Annotated in this window: 22 protein-coding genes; all 22 read left to right on the forward strand. The window is 40.6% G+C overall.

Translation table 11 applies throughout. The features are described from left to right. Window positions 1-7: 7 nt before the first annotated feature. The 22 genes from fabD (at window position 8) to topA (ending at window position 23081) form a co-directional block, all read left to right on the forward strand. Complete coding sequence (gene fabD / locus MHH87_RS04570; protein ID WP_340748144.1) at window positions 8-952, forward strand: ACP S-malonyltransferase; 945 nt, start codon at window positions 8-10, stop codon at window positions 950-952. Then, entirely contained in the window at window positions 952-1698 is a 747-nt protein-coding gene (gene fabG / locus MHH87_RS04575; RefSeq protein ID WP_340748145.1) for a 3-oxoacyl-[acyl-carrier-protein] reductase, read from the forward strand. The genes fabD and fabG overlap by 1 nt, the downstream gene beginning before the upstream one ends. 57 nt (window positions 1699-1755) lie before the next feature. Then, window positions 1756-1992: an acyl carrier protein gene (acpP, locus tag MHH87_RS04580; RefSeq protein WP_340748146.1), complete on the forward strand. Its 237-nt coding sequence runs from the start codon at window positions 1756-1758 to the stop codon at window positions 1990-1992. Window positions 1993-2214: 222 nt separating this feature from the next. Beyond that, a complete protein-coding gene (rnc, locus tag MHH87_RS04585) occupies window positions 2215-2976 on the forward strand; it encodes a ribonuclease III (protein ID WP_340748147.1) in 762 nt (253 codons plus the stop codon). 1 nt (window position 2977) lies between these two features. Continuing rightward, entirely contained in the window at window positions 2978-6553 is a 3576-nt protein-coding gene (gene smc / locus MHH87_RS04590) for a chromosome segregation protein SMC (protein ID WP_340748148.1), read from the forward strand. A 2-nt stretch (window positions 6554-6555) separates the two neighbouring features. Next, a complete protein-coding gene (gene ftsY / locus MHH87_RS04595) occupies window positions 6556-7806 on the forward strand; it encodes a signal recognition particle-docking protein FtsY (RefSeq protein WP_340748149.1) in 1251 nt (416 codons plus the stop codon). A gap of 152 nt (window positions 7807-7958) precedes the next feature. Then, window positions 7959-8291 carry a putative DNA-binding protein gene (locus MHH87_RS04600; RefSeq protein ID WP_340748150.1) on the forward strand — a complete coding sequence of 111 codons (333 nt, stop codon included), beginning with the start codon at window positions 7959-7961 and terminating at the stop codon, window positions 8289-8291. Between the two features lie 13 nt (window positions 8292-8304). After that, entirely contained in the window at window positions 8305-9663 is a 1359-nt protein-coding gene (gene ffh, locus MHH87_RS04605; protein ID WP_340748151.1) for a signal recognition particle protein, read from the forward strand. 104 nt (window positions 9664-9767) lie between these two features. Then, window positions 9768-10040: a 30S ribosomal protein S16 gene (rpsP, locus tag MHH87_RS04610; RefSeq protein ID WP_042471867.1), complete on the forward strand. Its 273-nt coding sequence runs from the start codon at window positions 9768-9770 to the stop codon at window positions 10038-10040. A 15-nt stretch (window positions 10041-10055) separates the two neighbouring features. Next, window positions 10056-10289 carry a KH domain-containing protein gene (locus tag MHH87_RS04615; RefSeq protein ID WP_340748152.1) on the forward strand — a complete coding sequence of 78 codons (234 nt, stop codon included), beginning with the start codon at window positions 10056-10058 and terminating at the stop codon, window positions 10287-10289. An 82-nt stretch (window positions 10290-10371) separates the two neighbouring features. Continuing rightward, entirely contained in the window at window positions 10372-10890 is a 519-nt protein-coding gene (rimM, locus tag MHH87_RS04620) for a ribosome maturation factor RimM (RefSeq protein WP_340748153.1), read from the forward strand. Beyond that, a complete protein-coding gene (gene trmD, locus MHH87_RS04625; protein WP_340748154.1) occupies window positions 10890-11624 on the forward strand; it encodes a tRNA (guanosine(37)-N1)-methyltransferase TrmD in 735 nt (244 codons plus the stop codon). The genes rimM and trmD overlap by 1 nt, the downstream gene beginning before the upstream one ends. Window positions 11625-11753: 129 nt before the next feature. Beyond that, window positions 11754-12098 (forward strand): 50S ribosomal protein L19, encoded by a 345-nt coding sequence (gene rplS / locus MHH87_RS04630; RefSeq protein ID WP_340748155.1) that lies wholly within the window; start codon window positions 11754-11756, stop codon window positions 12096-12098. Between the two features lie 230 nt (window positions 12099-12328). Then, the gene (lepB, locus tag MHH87_RS04635; RefSeq protein ID WP_340748156.1) at window positions 12329-12892 is read left to right on the forward strand and encodes a signal peptidase I; all 564 of its coding nucleotides are present in this window, start codon (window positions 12329-12331) and stop codon (window positions 12890-12892) included. Between the two features lie 309 nt (window positions 12893-13201). Next, on the forward strand, window positions 13202-14077 hold the full coding sequence (gene ylqF, locus MHH87_RS04640; RefSeq protein WP_340748157.1) for a ribosome biogenesis GTPase YlqF: 876 nt from the start codon (window positions 13202-13204) through the stop codon (window positions 14075-14077). A gap of 233 nt (window positions 14078-14310) precedes the next feature. Then, the gene (locus tag MHH87_RS04645) at window positions 14311-15084 is read left to right on the forward strand and encodes a ribonuclease HII (RefSeq protein WP_340748158.1); all 774 of its coding nucleotides are present in this window, start codon (window positions 14311-14313) and stop codon (window positions 15082-15084) included. Window positions 15085-15090: 6 nt separating this feature from the next. Next, window positions 15091-16995 (forward strand): hypothetical protein, encoded by a 1905-nt coding sequence (locus MHH87_RS04650; protein ID WP_340748159.1) that lies wholly within the window; start codon window positions 15091-15093, stop codon window positions 16993-16995. Beyond that, window positions 16992-17285 carry an EscU/YscU/HrcU family type III secretion system export apparatus switch protein gene (locus MHH87_RS04655; RefSeq protein WP_340748160.1) on the forward strand — a complete coding sequence of 98 codons (294 nt, stop codon included), beginning with the start codon at window positions 16992-16994 and terminating at the stop codon, window positions 17283-17285. Before MHH87_RS04650 ends, MHH87_RS04655 begins: the two co-directional genes overlap by 4 nt. 252 nt (window positions 17286-17537) lie before the next feature. Next, window positions 17538-18719, forward strand: coding sequence for an ADP-forming succinate--CoA ligase subunit beta (gene sucC / locus MHH87_RS04660; protein ID WP_340748161.1), 1182 nt, complete (start codon window positions 17538-17540; stop codon window positions 18717-18719). Further along, window positions 18716-19618: a succinate--CoA ligase subunit alpha gene (sucD, locus tag MHH87_RS04665; RefSeq protein WP_340748162.1), complete on the forward strand. Its 903-nt coding sequence runs from the start codon at window positions 18716-18718 to the stop codon at window positions 19616-19618. Before sucC ends, sucD begins: the two co-directional genes overlap by 4 nt. Window positions 19619-19875: 257 nt before the next feature. Then, on the forward strand, window positions 19876-20772 hold the full coding sequence (gene dprA, locus MHH87_RS04670) for a DNA-processing protein DprA (protein WP_340748163.1): 897 nt from the start codon (window positions 19876-19878) through the stop codon (window positions 20770-20772). Between the two features lie 224 nt (window positions 20773-20996). Continuing rightward, entirely contained in the window at window positions 20997-23081 is a 2085-nt protein-coding gene (gene topA, locus MHH87_RS04675; protein WP_340748164.1) for a type I DNA topoisomerase, read from the forward strand. Window positions 23082-23092 lie beyond the last annotated feature (11 nt).

Genomic DNA, 23092 nt, shown 5'->3' on the forward strand with positions numbered 1-23092 from the left:
ACTGAATATGACAAAGATAGCTTTTATTTTTCCGGGACAAGGCTCACAACAAGTTGGGATGGGAGCGGAGTTTGTTTCGCAAGAAGTAGATAGTAAAGCATTCTATGAGCGCGCGGATGAAGTGTTAGGCTTTTCACTGTCGGACTTGATGTTGCAGGGTCCGCAAGAAAGCTTAACGTTGACATATAATGCACAGCCAGCGCTGTTAACAACGGGAACTATGATTGCAAAGAAATTACAACTTTCAGGAATTAATCCACATTTCACAGCTGGTCATTCTTTAGGGGAATATAGTGCATTCGTTGTCTCCGGAGTGATGACATTTGAAGATGCGGTTGCAACGGTGCACAAACGTGGGTTATTTATGGACGAGGCAGTGCCAGCGGGTAAAGGTGCAATGGCAGCTATTTTAGCGATGGAGGTAGATGCGTTGCAAGCTGTTTGCGATGAAGTAACCGAAAGTGGGGAAGTCGTACAAATTGCAAACTTTAACTGCCCAGGTCAAATCGTTATTTCAGGTACGAAACAAGGGGTAGATGCGGCATGTGTTGCTGCAAAAGCGGCTGGTGCCAAGCGCGCGTTACCACTAGTCGTGAGTGGACCTTTTCATTCACAACTAATGAAACCGGCAGCAGATGAATTAGCAAAAACTGTAACAGGACTTTCACTGCAAGCACCACAAATTCCAGTTGTCAGTAATGTAACAGCCGAGCTACTAACCGATGTCGCAAGTATTCAGCAGGAAATGGTCAATCAAGTAACGAGTTCAGTATTATGGCAGCAAAATGTTGAAAAGCTAATTGCTGAAGGGGTTTCGATTTTCATTGAATGCGGGCCTGGGAAAGTATTATCAGGACTTGTGAAAAAAATCGATCGTAACGTACAAACTTACTGTGTATATGATGACGCATCATTTGCACAAGTTGTAGAAGCATCGAAGGAGTGGGCGTAATGTGTTTAACGAATAAAACAGCTGTTGTGACAGGAGCTTCACGCGGCATTGGCCGAGCGATTGCACTGGAGCTAGCAAGTCAAGGTGCCAACATTATTGTGAATTATAGTGGTAGCGAACAAAAGGCGCTTGAAGTAGTCGCTGAAATCGAAGCAAATGGCGGTAAAGCAGTAGCAGTACAAGCGAATATTGCTGATGCGGATGCTGTGCAGGCACTGATGAAGCAAGCAGTCGACACTTTTGGTTCAATTGATATTTTAGTAAATAATGCAGGCATCACACGCGATAATTTACTAATGCGTATGAAGGAAGATGAGTGGGATGATGTCATTAACACGAATCTTAAAGGGGTATTCCTTTGTACGAAAGCTGTTACGCGTCAAATGATGAAGCAACGTGCAGGTCGCATCATTAATATTTCGTCGATTGTGGGAGTTGCAGGGAACCCAGGACAGGCGAATTATGTAGCGGCGAAGGCTGGTGTCATTGGTTTGACGAAAACAACCGCACAGGAATTAGCGAGCCGAAATATTTTAGTGAATGCACTTGCACCGGGCTTTATTACTACGGAAATGACAGACGGTTTACCAGAGGAATTGAAAGAGGCGATGCTTAAACAGATCCCACTTGCTAAGCTTGGTCAGCCAGAGGATATTGCGAAAGCGGTTGTATTTTTAGCTTCGGATAGTGCCAACTATATTACAGGGCAAACATTACATATAGATGGCGGTATGGTAATGGCATAGTTTTCGCTAGGAACGAAAGGCTAAATTTTGTATACTATTTGAGGGGAGGTGACCGATTTGACTACAGTATTAGAACGTGTTTCAAAAGTAATCGTTGACCGTTTAGGCGTTGACGAAAGCGAAATTAAATTAGAAGCTTCTTTCCGTGAAGATTTAGGCGCTGATTCATTAGACGTTGTAGAATTAGTAATGGAATTTGAAGATGAGTTCGATATGGAAATTTCTGACGAAGACGCTGAGAAAATTGCTACAGTAGGTGACGCAATCACTTACATCGAAAGCAAAGTTAGCTAATTCGCTTTAGAGGCACGTTTCATGAAGAAATTCTTCGTGAAGCGGGGCCTCTTTTCATTTTTTGGGGAAATTAGGTTTTACTTAGCAAGGCTTTACAATTGACGGCTAGTACCTTTCGCTGCAGAAGGTATACGAGCAAAAATATTTGCTCGTATACCTTTGCACATTACTATAGAACGATGTAAACTAGACGATAGAAACTAGAAGGAAGGCAGATTGTCCATGACTTTAAGAAAAAAAGGTAATAATCAGAAATCTGGTGTACTCCCTGAAAAAGTACGTAACCAATTTCAAGCTTTACAAGATGAATTGAATCTTCAATTCATAAACAAAACATTACTATATCAAGCCTTTATACATTCATCTTATGTGAATGAGCATCGCCGCAAGTTATTTACGGACAATGAGCGCTTAGAGTTTTTAGGAGATGCTGTACTAGAACTTTCTGTATCGAAGTATTTATTCGAAAAATATCCGCATATGAGTGAGGGTGAGTTAACGAAGTTACGAGCTTCAATCGTTTGCGAGCCATCACTTGTCGTTTTTGCGAATGAATTACAGTTCGGTCAGTTTGTCCTACTTGGCAAAGGTGAAGAATTAACAGGTGGTCGTGAGCGTCCTGCATTACTTGCGGATGTGTTTGAATCATTTGTTGGTGCACTTTATTTAGACCAAGGACTAGACGTAGTCGTAACATTCTTAGAGCGAATTATTTTCCCGAAAGTAGAAGTCGGTGCTTTTTCTCATGTGATGGATTTCAAAAGTCAATTGCAAGAAATGGTACAGCAATCGAACAACGGCTTATTACATTACGAAATTGTTGATGAAAAAGGGCCAGCCCATAATCGTACATTCGTATCTCGTGTCTTGTTAAATGACAAAGATTTAGGTGTGGGCCGTGGTAAATCGAAGAAAGAGGCTGAGCAGCAAGCAGCGCAAAGTGCAATGATCATGCTGAAACAGTCGTTGCAAGGGGAGGAATAAAATGTTCCTTAAACGACTTGAAGTAGTTGGCTTCAAATCATTTGCCGAGCGTATTGGAATTGATTTTGTACCTGGGGTTACAGCGGTAGTTGGTCCTAATGGTAGTGGAAAAAGTAATGTAACGGACGCAATTCGTTGGGTGTTAGGAGAACAGTCTGCAAAGTCGTTGCGTGGTGCAAAAATGGAAGATGTCATTTTTGCGGGAAGTGAATCACGTAAACCACTAAACTTTGCGGAAGTAACATTAGTATTAGATAACGAAGATGAGCGAATTGCAGTCCCTTACACTGAAATAAGTGTGACGAGACGTGTGTATCGTTCAGGTGATAGCGAATATTTGCTGAACAACCAGCAATGTCGCCTGAAGGATATTACGGACTTGTTTATGGATTCCGGACTGGGTAAAGAGGCGTTTTCGATTATTTCTCAAGGGCGTGTCGATGAAATTTTAAATAGCCGCCCGGATGACCGTCGTAGTATTTTTGAAGAGGCGGCAGGTGTTTTGAAATACAAGCTTCGTAAGAAAAAAGCGGAGCATAAGCTTGTTGAGACTGATGGTAACTTAGATCGCGTGCTTGATATTTTACATGAAATTGAAAGTCGCCTGGAACCGTTAAAAATGCAGGCATCAAGCGCAAGCGATTATGTGCGTATGTCTACCGAGTTAAAGGATTTCGATATTGCGTTAATCGTGCACGATTTAATTGCCAATGAGAAAACGCTTCGTGCCTTTAAACAGGAACATGAAGAACTGTCAATAACTGAACAAAAGTACGCGGCAGAAATTACGCAGTTTGAAAAAACAATGCGTGATATTCGTGTGCAGTTAAAGTCGATTGATGATGTACTCGATACATCGCAGGAACAATTAGTAGAAGCGAGCTCAGAAGTAGAACGCTGGGAAGGCCGAAAAGCGCTCATGAATGAAAAGCGCTCAAATGCCGAAAAACACCTGCAACAATCACGTGTGCAGTTGCAGGATGCCAAGTTAGTTGTACAAGAGCTTGAGTTAAATGAAGCTGAGAAAAAAGCTCAGTTTGACGTCAAGCAAAAAGAAGTACAACAAATTCGCCAAGTTATTAAGCAACTAGAGCAATCGTTAATGCGTTCTGTTTCAGAAATCGAAGCAGAAATCGAACATTCGAAAAATAAATACATTGATTTACTAAACGAAGAAGCAACTGTAAAAAATGAGCTGAAACACATTGAGCAGCAGCTCGTGCAGCAACAAGAAACGGCTACGCGCATGACAGGCCGTTCAACAGAAATGCAAAAAGAGCTCGACCAATCTTTAGCCTTAAAAGAAGTAACAACGCAACTTTTACAGAAGGTAGAGTCAGCTGTAAAAGATCAATTAGCGCAATATGAATTACTTCAAATGCAGTTGAAATCAGCGACAACGGATTTAGATGACAAGCAGTCATTGCTTTTTAAAGCTTATCAGCATCAGCAACAATTAAAGGCTCGTAAAGAAACATTGGCGGAGCTTGAATTGGATTTCTCGGGCTTCTTTCACGGTGTAAAAGAAGTCTTACTTGCGCGTGATCGAGGCGAGCTTGCGGGAATTGAAGGCGCAGTTGCTGAATTAGTTCAAGTAGATGCGTATTATTCACAGGCAATTGAAACGGCATTAGGTGCGGCATCACAGCATATCGTGACAGCGAGCGAACAGCATGCACAACAGGCGATTAGCTGGTTGAAGCAAAAACGTGCAGGACGTGCGACTTTTTTACCGAAAACCGTTATGAAATCGCGTAAGTTGTTCCCAGCGCAATTAGCGACAGTTATGGAGCATCCTGCGTTTGTAAAAGTCGCCTATGAGCTCGTATCATTTGATGAGGAAAATCGTTCTATTGTAGAAAACTTACTTGGTAATGTGCTCGTTGCAGCCAACTTAGAAGGAGCTAGTCAAATTGCACGTCTAATCGGCTTTAAATACCGTGTTGTAACGCTTGAAGGTGATATTGTCAATGCAGGTGGTTCCTTAACAGGTGGTGCGCTGAAGCAACAGTCTTCACTATTTTCACGCAAAGCGGAGCTAGAAAAGCTTACAACTACGTTAGCTGAAATGGATGCGACGATTCAACATGCGGAACAAATGGTAGCCGCACAAAAGGAACAAATAATTACGCTACGCCATTCATTAGAGGAAATGAAACTACAAGGTGAAGCAATGCGTGAAGAGGAGCAAATCCATCGTTCGAAATTGCTTGAACTTGAGATGACGGTGAAAAGCCTACAATCTACGGTTTCCCTAACTACATCGGAGCAATCTACTTTAACAACACGTAAAGAGTCATCAGCAGAGCAAAAGGTACAGGCACAAAATCGACTTGAGCAATTGCAGGTGGAGCTCCAAGAAGTAAATGAACTCGTTGATCAGCTGACGTTAGCGAAGGCGCAAGGTGAAACACAAAAAGACGCGCTACGTGAGCAATCTGCACAAAAACGTTCTGAATTAGCTGTTGCCCAGGAGCAGTTAGGACAAGTTCAAATTGCGACTGCTGAAATTGCAGTTAACTTATCCAAAGCGAAGCAATTAGTCGAGAAGATTTCCCAGGAAATTCAATGGATTGAATCGGAAGACGGGGTAAATGGACCGTCTGTTGAAGAAATCGAAGCAACTGTTGGAGAATGGACGAAGAAAAAAATCGCTCTTACAGAAGCAATTAAAAAAAATCGCGAGGCACGTACAACACTTCAAGAGCAAATGATAGCGATTGAACTAAAGTTACAAGAAGTACTACGTGTGCATAAGGGATTTGTTGAAGCACTGCGTACACTTGAACTAAAGTGTAGCCGTATTGAATTCGAAATGGCGAGCTTACATGAGCAACTTGAAGAGCAATATGAACTTGATTTTGAAGATGCACAGGACGAAGCTATTGCTATTGAAGATGAAGAGCAAGTACGCCGTAAAGTAAAATTATTAAAACAGTCGATTGAGGAGCTAGGTCCAGTGAACTTAGCTGCAATTGAAGAATATGATCGTGTGCTAGAGCGTCATGTTTTCTTAACAGAGCAACGATCAGATTTACTTTCTGCGCAAGAAACGCTTCACGAGGCAATTAAGGAAATGGACGAGGAAATGACGCTTCGCTTTAGTGAAACATTCACCATGATTCGTGCCCAATTTAAAATTTCCTTCCGAGAGCTATTTGGTGGTGGTCAAGCAGATTTAGTATTGCTTGATCCAGAAAATATGTTAGAAACAGGAATTGAAATTGTCGCACAGCCTCCCGGTAAAAAGTTGCAAAATTTAAGCCTATTATCTGGTGGTGAGCGTGCCTTAACGGCAATTGCTTTATTATTTGCCATTCTAAATACGCGTCCAGTACCATTCTGTATTCTGGATGAAGTGGAAGCGGCTTTAGATGAATCAAATGTAGTGCGCTATAGTGATTATTTAAGGAAATTTAGTGAAAAAACCCAGTTCATCGTTATTACCCATCGTAAAGGAACGATGGAAGGTGCGGACGTTCTATACGGAATTACGATGCAGGAATCGGGCGTTTCGAAACTTGTGTCCGTAAAGCTTGAAGAAGAGGTTGCATTAGTAGGACAAGGGAGTGTATAAACATGAGCTTTTTTAAACGATTAAAGGAAAAATTAATAGGCCATTCAGAAGAACAAACGTTGATTGAACCGCAAGCGGAACAACGGGATTCGGATGCCCAAACTACTGAGCAGGATGTATTAGAAACTGTAACAGAAGAAGTTATTATTGAAACAATACCTGTTGAAGAAGTAGAAGAAGAACAGCGACAACAAGAGGAAATCCAAACAGAACAACCAACTGCTGAGAAACAAGCGGAAGGTTTAGTAGAAGAGGTTATTGAAGAAGTTGTCGAAGAGAAAAAACCTTCTGCTTGGTCAATTACACAAAAATTCAAAGCGGGTTTAGAAAAAACACGTAATTCATTTACATCAAAAGTAAATGATCTTGTAGCGCGTTACCGTAAAGTGGATGAAGATTTCTTTGAAGAGCTTGAAGATGTGCTATTACAAGCGGATGTAGGCTTTGAAACGGTTATGGAACTAATGGATAAACTTCGCTATGAAGTACAGCGCCAAAACATTAAAGATACAAGCGGCATCCAAACAATTATTTCAGAGAAACTTGTTGAAATTTATGAATCTGGTGAGGAAAACTTAACTGAGCTAAATATTCAAAAACAAGGTGAGTTAACTGTTATTCTATTCGTTGGAGTAAATGGTGTTGGTAAAACTACGACGATTGGTAAATTAGCTCACCGCCTTAAATCAGAAGGTAGAACAGTGATGCTTGCAGCAGGGGATACATTCCGTGCAGGGGCCATTGAACAATTACAAGTTTGGGGCGACCGTGTTGGTTGTGAAGTCATTAAGCAATCAGAAGGCTCAGATCCAGCAGCTGTTATGTATGACGCGATTCGAGCAGCAAAAAATCGTGGTGCTGATGTGTTGATTTGTGATACTGCAGGCCGTCTACAAAATAAAGTAAACTTAATGAATGAGCTTGAAAAGGTGCACCGTGTTATTTCTCGTGAAATTCCGGACGCACCGCATGAAGTATTACTTGCACTTGACGCAACAACTGGTCAAAATGCATTGGTTCAGGCGCAAATGTTCAAAGAAGTAACGAATGTGACCGGAATTGTGTTAACGAAGCTTGACGGTACGGCTAAAGGTGGTATCGTGCTAGCGATTCGTAACAAACTGCACATACCGGTAAAGCTTATTGGTTTAGGTGAAAAAATGGACGACTTACAACCGTTCGATGCAGAACGCTATGTATACGGTTTATTTGCTGAAGGTATTGAAAAAGAACTGAAAGAAATAGAAGACTAAGTTTCAGCCCGCTACGAATTTGTAGCGGGTTTTTTAGTGGCGTTGGGGATGTTCAAAAAAAACAACCATATTTTTAGACAAGTAATTAACCTTGACAGTATGGTTAAAAACCATTATGATACAGTAGACAAATTATGATTGGAGAGATTAAGATGCTACTTGAAAAAACAACACGCATGAACTTTCTCTTCGACTTTTATCAAGCTTTATTAACTGATAAACAACGAAGTTATATGGAACTTTACTATTTAGATGATCACTCATTAGGAGAGATTGCTGAATCGTACGGAATTTCACGTCAAGCGGTATACGATAACATTCGTCGTACAGAGGCAATGCTTGAAGAATATGAAAATAAACTACAACTATTTGGGAAATTCCAGCAGCGTCAGCAAGTGTTAGAACTGCTGACAAACGCGTTAAAAGACGACACTTCACTTGAGGCGCGTCTTGCGTTAATTGAACAATTGAAGGAATCGGATTAGGGGGCGAACTCGAATGGCATTTGAAGGATTGGCAGACCGACTCCAAGGAACCATCCAAAAGATTAAGGGTAAAGGTAAAGTTTCTGAGCAAGACGTTAAAGAAATGATGCGCGAAGTCCGTTTTGCATTAATTGAAGCGGACGTTAACTTAAAAGTCGTAAAAGAATTCGTTAAAAAAGTTAGTGAGCGTGCTGTGGGCTCTGACGTCATGAAAAGCTTAACACCTGGCCAACAAGTCATTAAAATCGTACAAGAAGAGCTAACAAATTTAATGGGTGGCGAACAAAGCCCGATTAAATTTAACACGAAGCCACCAACTGTTATTATGATGGTCGGTCTTCAAGGTGCCGGTAAAACGACAACTACAGGTAAATTAGCAAACGTTTTACGTAAAAAGTATAATCGTAAGCCGTTACTTGTAGCAGCTGACGTTTACCGTCCAGCCGCTGTTCAACAGCTCGAGACATTAGGTAAGCAGCTATCTCTTCCAGTATTTGCACTAGGCACAGATATTTCACCAGTGGAAATTGCGCGCCAAGCATTAGAGCATGCGAAAGAAGAACACTATGATGTAGTTATTATCGATACAGCAGGACGTTTGCATATTGACGAAACATTAATGCAGGAATTAAAAGATATTCGGGCATTAAAAGAGCCGGATGAAGTGTTCCTAGTTGTCGATGCAATGACAGGTCAAGATGCAGTAAACGTTGCGCAAAGCTTTAATGAAGCAGTCGGCATTACTGGTGTCGTATTAACGAAGTTAGACGGTGATACGCGTGGTGGTGCAGCACTTTCAATCCGTGCTGTAACGGAAAAACCAATTAAATTTGTCGGTATGGGTGAAAAAATGGATGCGCTTGAGCCATTCCATCCAGAACGTATGGCATCTCGTATTTTAGGAATGGGCGACGTGTTATCGCTAATTGAAAAAGCGCAAGCAAACGTCGATATGGAAAAAGCGAAAGAGCTTGAAGAAAAGTTCATGACGCAAACATTCACATTGGACGATTTTGTCGAGCAATTACAAGCGGTGAAAAAAATGGGACCACTGGAAGATTTATTAAAAATGATTCCAGGTGCCGGCAAAATGAAAGGCCTAGACAACGTAAAAGTTGACGAAAAGCAAATGGGTCACATTGAAGCAATCATCTATTCGATGACACCTGCAGAAAAGACGAATCCAGAAATCATTCAAGCAAGCCGTAAAAAGCGTATTGCGACAGGTTCAGGTAGATCGATTCAAGAAGTCAATCGTCTGTTAAAACAGTTCGAGGAAATGAAAAAAATGATGAAGCAAATGACGGGAATGACATCAGGAAAAGGCAAGAAGAAGATGAAATTACCTGGATTTGACTCGTTATTTAAATAAAAAATTACGTATTTTTTAAGGTGTTAAGAAAAAACACTTTACAAACATCACAAACATTGATAATATACTATCTTGTGTGAAACTTATTCGGAGGTGCTATTAAAATGGCAGTTAAAATTCGCTTAAAACGTATGGGAGCTAAAAAATCTCCTTTCTATCGTATCGTAGTTGCAGACGCTCGTTCACCACGTGACGGTCGTCAAATCGAAACAGTGGGTACTTATAATCCACTTACTACTCCAGCAACAGTTGCTATCGATGAAGAGAAAGCTCTTAAATGGTTAGCTGATGGCGCAAAACCATCTGATACTGTACGTAACCTGTTCTCAGAACAAGGTATCATGGAGAAATTCCATAACCAAAAATTCAGTAAATAATCGGAGGTGCCGCACTTGAAGCAGCTGATTGAGGCAATTGTGAAACCATTAGTCGATTATCCAGAAACAGTTCGTATTGAGACGGACGAGAATGCTAATCGAGTTGTTTATAAGCTTTTTGTTCATCCAGAGGATCGAGGGAAAGTCATAGGCAAGCAAGGGCGCGTTGCGAAAGCAGTTCGTACTATTGTTTATTCAGCGGCGAGCGGTTACCATAAGAAAAAGACTTACGTCGATATATTGGATTAAAAAGAGGTGGGAGCAGCGGCTTCCCCTTCTTTTTTTATATAAACACATATAAATAGGAAATACTAAGCTAGAGGTGAACAGTATGGAATGGTTTAACGTAGGACGGATTGTGAATACACACGGGATTCGTGGAGAATTACGCATAATTTCAACATCAGATTTTGAAGAAGATCGCTTTGCGGTTGGCAGTAAGTTAGCAGCATTTAAAAAGGATGATAAAAAACCGACATGGATTACAATCGGTTCAGCACGTCGTCATAAAAACTTTATATTAGTTACATTTGAAGGCATGGAAAATATTAATTTAGTTGAGCCTTTTAAAGAGGGTTTGCTAAAAATTACGATGGACCAATTAGCGGATGATGAGCTAGAAGAAAATGAATACTACCACTTTGAAATCAAAGACTGTGAAGTGTATTCAGAAGAAGGCGAATTAATCGGTGTTGTCACGGACATTTTAGAAACGGGTGCCAATGATGTATGGGAAATTAAAGCGAGTGGCGGCAAAAAATACTATATTCCGTATATTGAAGATGTCGTGAAGGAAATTAATGTAGAAGAAAAGAAAATTACGATTCATGTGATGGAAGGCTTATTATAATGAAGATTCATGTACTTAGCTTGTTTCCTGATATGTTCGAAGGTGTTTTTGGCGCTTCGATTTTAAAGAAGGCGCAGGAGAAAGGCGCTGTTAGTCTAGCGGTATCTGATATCCGCAACTTCACAGATAATAAGCATAAGCAAGTAGATGATTATCCGTACGGGGGCGGCGCGGGCATGGTGTTAAAGCCGGAGCCGATGTTTAACGCTGTAGAAGCGATTACAGAGGGTCGTACGCCGCGTGTCATCTTAATGTGTCCACAAGGCGAACGCTTCAATCAGAAGAAGGCTGAAGAGCTTGCTCAAGAAGAAGAGCTGGTTTTCCTTTGTGGTCATTACGAAGGCTATGATGAGCGCATCCGTGAGCATCTTGTAACGGATGAAATTTCGATTGGTGACTTTGTATTAACGGGTGGCGAATTACCTGCAATGACGGTTATTGATGCGGTTGTGCGATTACTACCTGGCGTTCTAGGTCAAGCCGATTCTCATATCCAAGATTCGTTCTCTACAGGACTACTTGAGCATCCTCATTACACACGTCCAGCTGATTTTAGAGGGATGAAGGTGCCTGATGTACTGACGAGCGGTAACCACGCAAAAATTGAAGCGTGGCGTGAGGAGCAGTCATTTAAGCGTACACTAGAGCGTCGTCCAGATCTTTTTGAAGCACTTGAGTTATCGCCAAAGCAATTAGCGATTCTAGAAAAATTAAAAGCAGAAAACGAAAAATAAGGTGCTTGCACGCAATGAATATTTGTGGTAACATTCATTCTGTACTTCTATGTGGAGTACTGAATTACGGTGTTCCGCTGTGGCCCAAATAGGTGCGTGCATGAGCATCTGTCTAAGGAGAGAAAAACAATGTCAAACATTATTACAGAAATCACTAAAGATCAACTTCGTTCTGACCTACCTTCATTCCGTCCTGGTGACACTGTTAAGGTACACGTTAAAGTTGTTGAGGGTACTCGTGAGCGTATCCAATTATTCGAAGGTGTAGTTATTAAACGTCGTGGTGGCGGAATTAGCGAAACTTTCACAGTGCGTAAAATTTCTTACGGCGTTGGTGTAGAACGTACTTTCCCAGTACACACACCTAAAATGGCTAAATTAGAAATCGTTCGTAAAGGTAAAGTTCGTCGTGCTAAACTTTACTACCTACGTAACCTACGTGGTAAAGCTGCGCGTATTAAAGAAATTCGATAATCACTTTTTAAGAAAGGGGCTTGTTAATACAAGCTCCTTTTCTTTTGGTAGTGAAGAAAATTTCACTTTTTTTACCTCATAAAAAGGACAACATCTCGCCCTATTTTGGGGCGGGATGTGTCTTTCTAAAATAAAAAAGCGGTAATCTATTGTGATAATCGGATTATTTTTTTGCTTGTAATACATATTTCGTTTACAATAAAATGGTGATATATGAGGGGGACATCTGCGTGGAAAAAACTCAAAAAGAAAAAAATGAGCTTTGGGAATGGACGAAAGCTCTACTAATAGCATTCGCAATTGCAGCATTCATTCGTTACTTTTTATTTACACCAATTGTAGTTGATGGGGAATCAATGATGCCAACCCTTGAAAATGGCGATCGTATGATTGTGAATAAAATTGGCTATAAAATTGGTAGTCCGGACCGATTCGACATTGTCGTCTTCCATGCACCAGAGCAAAAGGATTATATTAAACGTGTAATTGGTTTACCGGGTGACTATGTGGAATATAAAGATGATCAACTATATATTAATGGTGAACCGATCGATGAGCCATATTTAGAACCGTATAAAGCCGAAATTACAGAAGGTAATTTAACTGGTGATTTTACATTACGTGATATTAATCCGTCTCTAGATGTAATTCCCGAAGGCTCTATTTTTGTAATGGGTGACAACCGTCGTTTTAGTAAGGATAGCCGCCATATCGGTCTTGTAGACCAAAAAGAAATCATCGGTAATACTAGCATTATTTTCTGGCCTTTAAATGAAATTGAAATCGTTAAGTAATTAAATAAACGATGGATGAGGAGGTTCCTGCAATCTCCTCATTTTTTAGTGGATAAGAAGAGAATATCCACATAAATAAGACAACATCTTGCACTATTTTGGAGGAAGATGTTTCTTTCTAAAAAGATAAGAAAGTATAACTTTTTGATAATGTCTAGGCATTCGCGCCGCACGCTCGAAGTCGCTTCGATCCCTCGGGCGAAAGTGGGGGAGCATTTACTTTCGCTTCGTGCTCGCAAGCAGCTGTCGCGTGCAAACGGGCGCGAATGCGCTTTTCTTATATTGAATACAACAAAGGAGGAATTCACCATGACAATTCAATGGTTCCCAGGACATATGGCGAAAGCTCGCCGACAAGTATCGGAAAATCTGAAGCTAGTCGACATTATTTTTGAGTTAGTCGACGCACGCCTGCCGTTATCCTCACGTAACCCGATGATTGACGAAGTAATTAACCAAAAGCCACGCCTGCTTATTTTAAATAAACAGGATATGGCGGATGAGCATGAAACGCGTAAATGGATTGCGTATTTTGAGGAGCGCGGGCATAAGGCGGTAGTGATTAACTCGTTAGAGGGTAAGGGGCTACAGGCAGTAACAAAAGCTGCGCAAGAAGTGTTAGCAGAAAAATGGGCGCGTATGAAATCAAAAGGGATGAAGCCACGTGCTATTCGTGCGATGATCGTTGGTATTCCAAACGTAGGGAAATCGACACTTATTAACCGATTAGCCAAGAAAAACCTTGCGAAAACAGGGAATATGCCAGGTGTGACGAAAGCGCAACAATGGATTAAAGTAGGCAAAGAAATCGAGCTACTGGATACACCAGGGATTTTATGGCCGAAGTTTGAGGATCAAGAAATTGGCTATAAACTAGCATTAACAGGTGCGATTAAGGATACGATTACAAATATGGAAGACCTAGCTGTATACGGGCTAAATTTCCTATCTGTTCATTATCCAAAACGTATGGAAGAACGCTACGGCATTACAGCGGTTGACGAAGAATTAGTCGTAACATTTGACCATATCGGTAAGCTACGTCGCGTATTTGGACAAGGCGGGGAAGTTGACTATGACCAAGTATCACAACTAATCGTTCGTGATATTCGTAATCAACATCTGGGTAAATTGACATTTGACTTCGTTTCTGAGCAACTTGAAAAAGAGCGAGAACAACAATAATTTGATGAGACCTTTTTCACTACGGTGAAAAAGGTTTTCTTATTTTTTTGGTTCTTTACCGAAACATGTGCTTTACTTAAAAAGAAAGTGTACTACTTTATAAGCACATGGAACGGAAAGCGTCCGCCTGGAGTGGAATGTGCTATTAAGTACAGATTCTGGTGTAGAGCCCTTATTTTATAATAAAAGAAATAATCCGATAAAACATATAGACAGGTACAAGGAGTAATAACATGACAACAATTAAAGAAATTACAGAAGCATTGAAACAAGCACAGCAGCAAGAACCTTGGATGGACGCTATTGTGCAAGATGAACGCAGTGGTGTACAAAAGGCGTGGGCGCAGTTCCAAAAACGTCTGCAGAAGCAACAGCAACTACAAGACGCTCATACGGAAAAGCTAGCCTTTGATGCGTCGTATTTACCACATCCTGATGCATTCATTGCAGGCACGGATGAGGCCGGGCGTGGGCCGCTAGCAGGGCCAGTAGTGACAGCCGCTGTTATTTTACCGAATTACTGTGGAGAACTACTTGGTATTAATGATTCCAAACAGCTATCAAAAGAAACGCGTGAAAAATTTGTTGCGATGATTAAGACGCATGCGATTGCTTATGCTGTTCATTTCCAACCGGCGGAAGTAATAGATGCGATTAATATTTACGAGGCCACGAAGCAGTCGATGAAGGCAAGTATTGAAGCGCTTGAAATAAAACCAGATTTTGTGTTAGCGGATGCGATGACGCTACCAATCGATATCCCGCAAGCGTCGGTTATTAAAGGCGATGCGAAAAGCTTGGCTATTGCTGCGGCATCAATTTTAGCAAAAACCGCGCGTGACGACTATATGGAACAACTTCATGAACTGTTTCCGCAATACGGTTTTGCCCAACATGCTGGTTATGGAACGAAGCAACATTTAGAAGCGCTAGAAAACTACGGACCAACTGAGCATCATCGCAAAAGCTTTGAGCCAATCAAATCCATGATTGTACAAAAGGAGTGACGAGACATGACCTCAACATCATTTAATCCGATCCAAATGCAAACGAAAAATGTGCAGCTTAATCAGCCGCTTACATTAAAACAAGGACAAGTGTTTCACGGGACGATTAAGCAATTGTATCCCGATCAAATGGCAGAAGTGCAAGTTGGTAGTCATAAGCTGATAGCAAAGCTTGAAGTGCCGTTAAAAGTCGGTGACGCACATTTCTTTCAAGTGACGAATACAAATGCCCAAACGGAGCTAAAAGTTGTTACAGGGCCTATGACGCAAACGATGACACCAACACAACAGCTAAATCAGCTATTGGACTCCATGAATTTACCAAAAACGTCAGAAATGCAACAGGTTATGTCGCATTTTATGAAGGAACAAGTACCGATTTCAAAAGGCCAGCTCGTGCAGGCAGAGGCTTGGATGAAAAATTTAGCTGAAGGCAATATAAAACAAGATGCGCTTGTTGCATTGCAGCGCATGATTGAATTGAAAATGCCGTTTACAAAGGATGTATTTCAGGCACTCATACAAGGGGCAAAAACAGATGGTATATCAGCTACATTAGCGAATTTGGCGCAGCTGTTAGCAAACCAAGCAGGAGGCAATGAAGCATTAAAGTCCAATGTATTGCAGCAAATTCAGGCGCTTGCAAAACCGTTTGATGCAGAAATAGGTGGTGTAATTTTAGCGCGTGCGATGCAAACATTAACAGATTTAACAGCACCACTTGCTGTTAAAACTCAGGCACTCACGATGCTGAAAGAGATGGGTGTGCTACCGCAATCAGCCAATTTACAAAACTGGTCTGTACAAAGCATGCAGCAAATTTCTCAAGCTAGTCCGGTAACATCCATTACCCAGGCAGGTCAAGTAGTCCAACAAATTATGAACGCCAAGCCTGAAAATAGTATGCTGTTGGTTGAACAAGTGAAGTCTTGGATCTCCAATGAAAGCTTGTTGACATCTAATCAAAAGGAACAACTGCAGCAACTTGTTCAACGATTTACCCAGCTACCACAAAATAAACAAACACTCGAAGTTTTCGCTAAACAAATGCAAGAGCAATTTGCAAAGGCTTTTTCGGAAAATACTGCAAGTCGTCTATTTACACAAAACGACAATGGTTTATCGACGAAGGACCAATTACTATCTTTAATGAAGCCAGACGCACACATGCAAACTAACGACGTACTATTCCGCAATTTAGTGAGAGTGGCGACAGACTCCCCACATCCAGCAGTTCAAACACTCCTTACACAGTCGGAATCGCAAGTACAGGTGGCTATTGATAGCAAAGCGATGGAGCAAGCGATGAAAACGGTGCTAAAGGGGCTAGGGATTAGTTATGAGGCAGCATTATCAAATAAGTCAGCAACCGACGTTCAAGTAATTGCCCAACAGCTAAAACCTCAACTGCTAGCACTTATTCAAGATGTCCAAACACCGTCAACACTAAAGGATTCAGCCGAGACGGTAATAGCCCGTATGAACGGGATGCAATTATTATCAAGTGAAAACGGTCATCAGCATCAGCTGGTTATGCAAGTACCACTTGAATTTTTCGGTAAAAAGATGGACGCTACGTTGCAATGGAATGGACGCATGAAGGACGATGGGAAAATTGATGCCAATTATGCCAGGGTTCTGTTTTATTTACAAATGGCATCGCTACAAGAAACAGTCGTGGATATGCAAGTACAAAACCGTGTTATTACGATTAATGTCTTTAATGACAATCCGAATATTGATGTACTAGCGGAACCTCTTAAACAAACGTTAAAACAAGGTTTAGGAGAGAAAGAATATCATTTATCTGGCGTCTTTATTAAACCGTTTGAAAAATCAATATCAGAAAAAGGTAGACAAAATTCAAAAGATGATATGGAACAGCAGAGCGAGGTGGATATTCGCGTATGAGCGAAAAGAAATATGTACGAAAAGAGGCAATTGCACTTTCCTATAATCCTACCAAAAGCAATGGTCCAACAGTTGTCGCGAAGGGGAAGGGGAAAATTGCAGATACGATATTAGAGCAGGCGGCACTACATGATGTGCCTGTTTATGAGGATCCAAACCTCATGCAACTGTTGGGGCAATTGGATTTGAACGCATCTATTCCAGAAGAATTATATCAGGCGGTAGCGGAAGTTTTTGCCTTTATTTATCGTTTAGACGAGCAACATCATGCATTAAAAAGTAAGTTATAGAGAAGGAAGTTAAGCGGCAGGTACGAGGTTATTATTCGCAGTCCTTTAGTTAGTAGTAGAGAACGTGTCAAAATTGACATTTTCTCTTTTTTTGCACCCATTTTTTAGTGTTTTTTAACATAAAATAGAATAAACTGTAATTTTTAAAAGATAATCATACACGAAAGACAAATATGGACATTGTCTGAATGTTTGTATAAAATAGATTATGTTAGTAAAATAATTTCCAAATGTCCGATGGGAGGATGTATTATGAATATCCATGAATATCAAGGTAAAGAGATCTTGAGAAAATACGGAGTAGCAGTTCCGAACGGGAAAGTTGCTTTTTCTCCAGATGAAGCAGTTAAGGTCGCAAAAGAGCTTGGATCCAATGTAACAGTTGTAAAAGCTCAAATTCACGCAGGTGGCCGCGGTAAAGCGGGCGGCGTAAAAATTGCTAAAAACCTTGATGAAGTTCGTTCATATGCAAAAGAAATGTTAGGAAAGATTTTAGTCACACATCAAACTGGTCCAGAAGGTAAGGAAATTAAACGCCTTTATATAGAAGAAGGATCTGATATTCGCAAAGAGTACTATTTAAGCTTAGTACTAGACCGTGCAACTTCACGTGTTACAGTGATGGGCTCTGAAGAAGGCGGTATGGATATCGAAGAAGTAGCCGAAACAAATCCTGAAAAAATCTTTAAAGAAGTCATTGATCCTGTAACAGGTTTACAACCGTTCCAGGCACGTCGTATGGCTTTCAATATGAATATACCACCGAAGTTAGTAAACAAAGCAGTAAAGCTAATGCTTGGTCTGTACCAGGCATTTGTAGACAAAGATGCATCGATTGTAGAAATTAATCCATTAGTGGTAACAGGCGATGACCAAGTTGTTGCGCTTGATGCAAAATTTAACTTTGATTCTAACGCACTATATCGTCATAAAGACATTGTAGAATTACGTGATTTTGATGAGGAAGATCCAAAAGAAATTGAAGCATCTAAATATGACTTAAGCTATATTTCATTAAACGGCAATATTGGCTGTATGGTTAATGGGGCAGGTCTTGCGATGGCTACGATGGATACAATTAGCTATTACGGCGGCTCACCCGCTAACTTCCTTGACGTTGGGGGCGGCGCGACAGCTGAAAAAGTTACGGAAGCATTTAAAATCATTTTATCTGATCCACAAGTAAAAGGGATTTTTGTTAATATTTTTGGTGGAATTATGAAATGCGATATTATTGCTGAAGGTGTTATTATAGCAGCAAAACAAATCGGTTTAGCTGTACCACTAGTGGTGCGTTTAGAAGGAACAAATGTCGAACTTGGTAAAAAATTATTAAATGAGTCGGGCTTAAACATTGTTGCTGCAGATTCTATGGCTGACGGTGCGCAAAAAATCGTTAATTTAGTAGCTGACGAAGGCGAGGTTACATCATGAGTGTGTTCATTAATAAAGAGACAAAAGTAATTGTACAAGGGATTACAGGCGAAACAGCACTTTTCCATACAAAACAAATGTTAGAATACGGTACGAAAATCGTTGCCGGAGTAACACCTGGTAAAGGCGGTCTTGAAATTGAAGGCGTTCCAGTATTTAATACGGTACAGGAGGCAGTTGCAGAAACGGGTGCCAATGTATCTGTTATTTACGTACCAGCCCCATTTGCAGCAGATGCGATTTTAGAAGCGGTAGATGCTGAATTAGATTTAACAATTTGTATTACTGAGCATATCCCAGTACTGGATATGGTAAAAGTAAAACGTTACATGGAAGGTAAGAAAACACGTTTAGTTGGTCCAAACTGTCCAGGTGTTATTTCGGCGGATGAATGTAAAATCGGTATTATGCCAGGCTATATTCATAAAAAAGGACATGTTGGAGTTGTATCACGTTCAGGTACTCTAACGTATGAAGCTGTACTGCAATTAACACAAGCGGGCATTGGACAAACTTCGGCAGTAGGGATTGGTGGAGACCCGGTAAACGGGACAAACTTTATCGATGCACTCGAAGCATTCAATGAAGATCCAGAAACATATGCAGTAGTTATGATTGGTGAAATAGGTGGTACAGCGGAGGAAGAAGCTGCTGAATGGGTGAAAGCAAATATGACAAAACCGGTAGTTGGTTTCATCGGTGGCCAAACAGCACCTCCTGGCAAGCGTATGGGACATGCTGGAGCGATTATTTCAGGTGGTAAAGGTACAGCGGCTGAAAAAATTAAAGCAATGAATGCAGCTGGAATTGAAGTCGCTCCAACGCCTTCAGTTATTGGAGAAACATTGATTAAAGTAATTAAAGAAAAAGGTCTATACGAAGTTTGTAAGACACATTAAAATGAAGGTGTAGCGTTCCATGCGCTACATCTTTTCTTCGTTCTGATGTCCATGCATTCACGCCAAATGCAATTTGTGACGAATAACCGATGGAACACCATCCTCGAGGTCGCTTTGGTTCGGCCTGATGTAGAGCAGACCGTTATTGCCGCATGGATGTGATTTAAAGCATCAGGGATGTAAATGGGAATGAATGTGCTTTCTACTTGTGCGGTCATTTTAAATAAATTTCTTCTATTTAAATGAGGAGTGATAAAATGACAAACCAAATTGATTTACACAAATTGCTTACACTACACTACGTATACCCTCTACCATTTCATAAATTTCAACGTCTACAACAGTATATAAGCACGCTTGATCAACTTGCGGAATTCCCATCCCCACAGCTTGCGACAATTTTAAACTTAACAGTAGCGAATGCGCGTGCATTAAAAGAACATTACTTGCGTATGCTCGAAGTACCATTAGCAGAGCATTATGCACTAGAAGGAATTTCGCCAGTTCCTTTTACAAGTGAGTTTTACCCAAAAAAGTTATTGCAGTTAATTGACCCCCCTACTGTGCTGTATGCTAAGGGCGATATTTCATTACTGCAAAAACCCAAAAAAATTGCCGTCATTGGCTCGAGGCAGGCAACAAATTATACTGCGGAGGCATTACAATTATTATTACCGCCACTTATTGAACATGATTATGTTATCGTCAGTGGTCTTGCCAAAGGGGCAGATAGTCTCGCACATAAGGCTGCGATTTTTTACGGCGGAAAAACGATAGGTATTTTAGGGCATGGCTTCTTTCATTTGTATCCAAAAGAAAATAAGCAACTTGCGGAAGAAATGGCACAACATCATTTGTTATTGACGGAATATCCACCATATGTAAGTGTGAAAAAATGGCATTTCCCGATGAGGAATCGTATTATTAGTGGTATAAGTGACGCGCTTGTTGTAACAGAAGCAGCACTAAAAAGTGGTACACTCATTACAACGGAGCATGCACTCGATCATGGGAAAGATGTATTTGTCGTACCTGGACCGATTACTTCAGAGCAGTCAAAAGGGACTAATAAAATCCTAAAAGAAGGAGCAATTCCGGTTTGGAATGGATATCAAATAATAGATGAAATGCAAATGTTTTCAAGTTTTAGTTGAAAAAAAGTTGCAATATCCGTAAATCTGTTATACATTTTGCAACAGGTATTGCTTTGAATTTAGTTCAGCGATGTGAAATACACATTGCTGAATTAAATTTGTCTTCGGCGGATGTCTCGGATTTTCAAATTAGTGCATGGTGCTCTCACAATGCACAATCTGGACAGCAAATGCGTCAAGGCGTATTTGATTAAAAAGTAACCTCTCTAAGGGGGAAAGAATAGATGGCAGATTATTTAGTAATAGTAGAATCACCTGCGAAGGCGAAAACAATTGAACGTTATTTAGGAAAAAAGTATAAAGTAAAAGCTTCTATTGGACACGTGCGCGACTTGCCACGTAGCCAAATGGGAATTGATACAGAAAATAATTATGCACCTAAATATATTACAATACGCGGAAAAGGACCTGTACTGCAAGATTTAAAATCCGCAGCAAAAAAAGTTAAGAAAATCTATCTCGCGGCCGATCCAGACCGTGAAGGGGAAGCAATCGCATGGCATTTAGCGACAGCATTAAACATCGATATTGAATCGGATTGCCGCGTTGTGTTCAATGAAATTACAAAAGACGCAATTTTAGAATCGTTTAAACACCCACGTCCAATTAATATGGATTTAGTTGATGCACAACAAGCCCGTCGAATTTTAGACCGCCTTGTTGGCTATAATATAAGTCCTATTTTATGGAAAAAGGTTAAAAAAGGGCTATCAGCAGGGCGTGTTCAATCGGTTGCGCTACGTCTTATAATTGACCGTGAAAATGAAATTAAAAGTTTCGAGCCAGAGGAATACTGGACAGTCGATGCAAGTTTTGAAAAAGGTAAAAACCAATTTGACGCTCTTTATTATGGCAATGGTACTGAAAAAGTGAAGCTAACAAATGAAGCACAAGTGAAAGACGTGCTGAAAAATATCAAAGGTGATCATTTTGAAGTAATGAATGTCGTGAAAAAGGAACGTAAACGAAATGCAGCACCAGCCTTTACAACATCTTCGTTACAACAAGAGGCTGCACGAAAATTGAACTTCCGTGCAAAGAAAACGATGATGCTGGCTCAACAACTCTATGAAGGAATTGAGCTAAGCAAAAAAGAAGGCGCAGTTGGATTAATTACGTATATGCGTACAGACTCAACGCGTATTTCTGATACAGCAAAAGCAGAAGCCGTAAGCTATATCGAAGGGAAATATGGCAAAGAGTATGTTGCTACAGAAGTAAAGCAAACAAAAAATAAAGCGAATGCACAAGATGCCCACGAAGCTATTCGTCCAACATCTGCTATGCTTACACCAGAAGAGTTGAAAGCAGTGCTTAGCCGTGATCAATTACGTCTGTACCGCTTAATTTGGGATCGTTTTATTGCTAGTCAAATGTCATCCGCTATACTAGATACAGTGACAGTAGATTTACAAAACGAAGATGTATTATTCCGTGCGAACGGTTCTCAAGTGAAGTTCGCGGGTTTCATGAAGCTTTATATTGAAGGCACAGACGATCAAACAGAAGAAACGAACAAGCTATTACCAGAAATGGCGATTGGCGATAAAGTGAAAACGTTAGAAATCGAACCGAAACAGCACTTCACACAGCCACCACCACGCTATTCTGAGGCGCGATTAGTAAAAACGCTAGAAGAACTAGGTATAGGTCGTCCGTCAACGTATGCACCGACACTTGATACAATTCAAAAGCGCGGCTATGTTCAACTGGATGCGAAGCGTTTTGTACCAACAGAGCTTGGCGAAATCGTACACCAGCTCGTACTTGAGTTTTTCCCGGAAATCATCAATATTGAGTTCACAGCAACAATGGAACGTGATTTAGATGATGTCGAGGAAGGTATGACAGAATGGGTTAAAGTAATTGATGCATTTTACCGTGATTTTGAGCCACATGTGAAGCATGCGGATGAAGTGATGGAAAAAATCGAGATTAAAGACGAGCCAGCTGGAGAAGACTGTGAAAAATGCGGTAATGCAATGGTGTATAAGCTAGGACGTTATGGCAAATTTATGGCTTGTTCTAACTTCCCAGACTGTCGTAATACAAAAGCGATTATGAAATTAATTGATGTGAAATGCCCAACATGTAAGGAAGGCGAAATCGTTGAGCGTAAAAGTAAAACGAAGCGTCTATTCTACGGCTGTAATCAATACCCAGAATGTGACTTCGTATCATGGGATAAGCCGATTAGTAGACCTTGTCCGAAATGTAGTGCATTATTAGTTGAAAAGAAACTTAAAAAAGGTGTTCAAATCCAATGTACAAACACAGAATGTGATTATGAGGAGACACCTTCACAATAATTTAAAGAGGT

The organism is Solibacillus sp. FSL H8-0538 (assembly GCF_038003525.1).
GTDB lineage: Bacteria > Bacillota > Bacilli > Bacillales_A > Planococcaceae > JBBOPI01.

Excerpts from the sequence above, each read along its gene's own strand:
- fabD (WP_340748144.1), top strand. The coding sequence starts at position 8 with ATGACAAAGATAGCTTTTATTTTTCCGGGACAAGGCTCACAACAAGTT.
- fabG (WP_340748145.1), top strand. The coding sequence starts at position 952 with ATGTGTTTAACGAATAAAACAGCTGTTGTGACAGGAGCTTCACGCGGC.
- rnc (WP_340748147.1), top strand. The coding sequence starts at position 2,215 with ATGACTTTAAGAAAAAAAGGTAATAATCAGAAATCTGGTGTACTCCCT.
- smc (WP_340748148.1), top strand. The coding sequence starts at position 2,978 with ATGTTCCTTAAACGACTTGAAGTAGTTGGCTTCAAATCATTTGCCGAG.
- ftsY (WP_340748149.1), top strand. The coding sequence starts at position 6,556 with ATGAGCTTTTTTAAACGATTAAAGGAAAAATTAATAGGCCATTCAGAA.
- MHH87_RS04600 (WP_340748150.1), top strand. The coding sequence starts at position 7,959 with ATGCTACTTGAAAAAACAACACGCATGAACTTTCTCTTCGACTTTTAT.
- ffh (WP_340748151.1), top strand. The coding sequence starts at position 8,305 with ATGGCATTTGAAGGATTGGCAGACCGACTCCAAGGAACCATCCAAAAG.
- rpsP (WP_042471867.1), top strand. The coding sequence starts at position 9,768 with ATGGCAGTTAAAATTCGCTTAAAACGTATGGGAGCTAAAAAATCTCCT.
- rimM (WP_340748153.1), top strand. The coding sequence starts at position 10,372 with ATGGAATGGTTTAACGTAGGACGGATTGTGAATACACACGGGATTCGT.
- trmD (WP_340748154.1), top strand. The coding sequence starts at position 10,890 with ATGAAGATTCATGTACTTAGCTTGTTTCCTGATATGTTCGAAGGTGTT.
- rplS (WP_340748155.1), top strand. The coding sequence starts at position 11,754 with ATGTCAAACATTATTACAGAAATCACTAAAGATCAACTTCGTTCTGAC.
- ylqF (WP_340748157.1), top strand. The coding sequence starts at position 13,202 with ATGACAATTCAATGGTTCCCAGGACATATGGCGAAAGCTCGCCGACAA.
- MHH87_RS04645 (WP_340748158.1), top strand. The coding sequence starts at position 14,311 with ATGACAACAATTAAAGAAATTACAGAAGCATTGAAACAAGCACAGCAG.
- MHH87_RS04650 (WP_340748159.1), top strand. The coding sequence starts at position 15,091 with ATGACCTCAACATCATTTAATCCGATCCAAATGCAAACGAAAAATGTG.
- MHH87_RS04655 (WP_340748160.1), top strand. The coding sequence starts at position 16,992 with ATGAGCGAAAAGAAATATGTACGAAAAGAGGCAATTGCACTTTCCTAT.
- sucC (WP_340748161.1), top strand. The coding sequence starts at position 17,538 with ATGAATATCCATGAATATCAAGGTAAAGAGATCTTGAGAAAATACGGA.
- sucD (WP_340748162.1), top strand. The coding sequence starts at position 18,716 with ATGAGTGTGTTCATTAATAAAGAGACAAAAGTAATTGTACAAGGGATT.
- dprA (WP_340748163.1), top strand. The coding sequence starts at position 19,876 with ATGACAAACCAAATTGATTTACACAAATTGCTTACACTACACTACGTA.
- topA (WP_340748164.1), top strand. The coding sequence starts at position 20,997 with ATGGCAGATTATTTAGTAATAGTAGAATCACCTGCGAAGGCGAAAACA.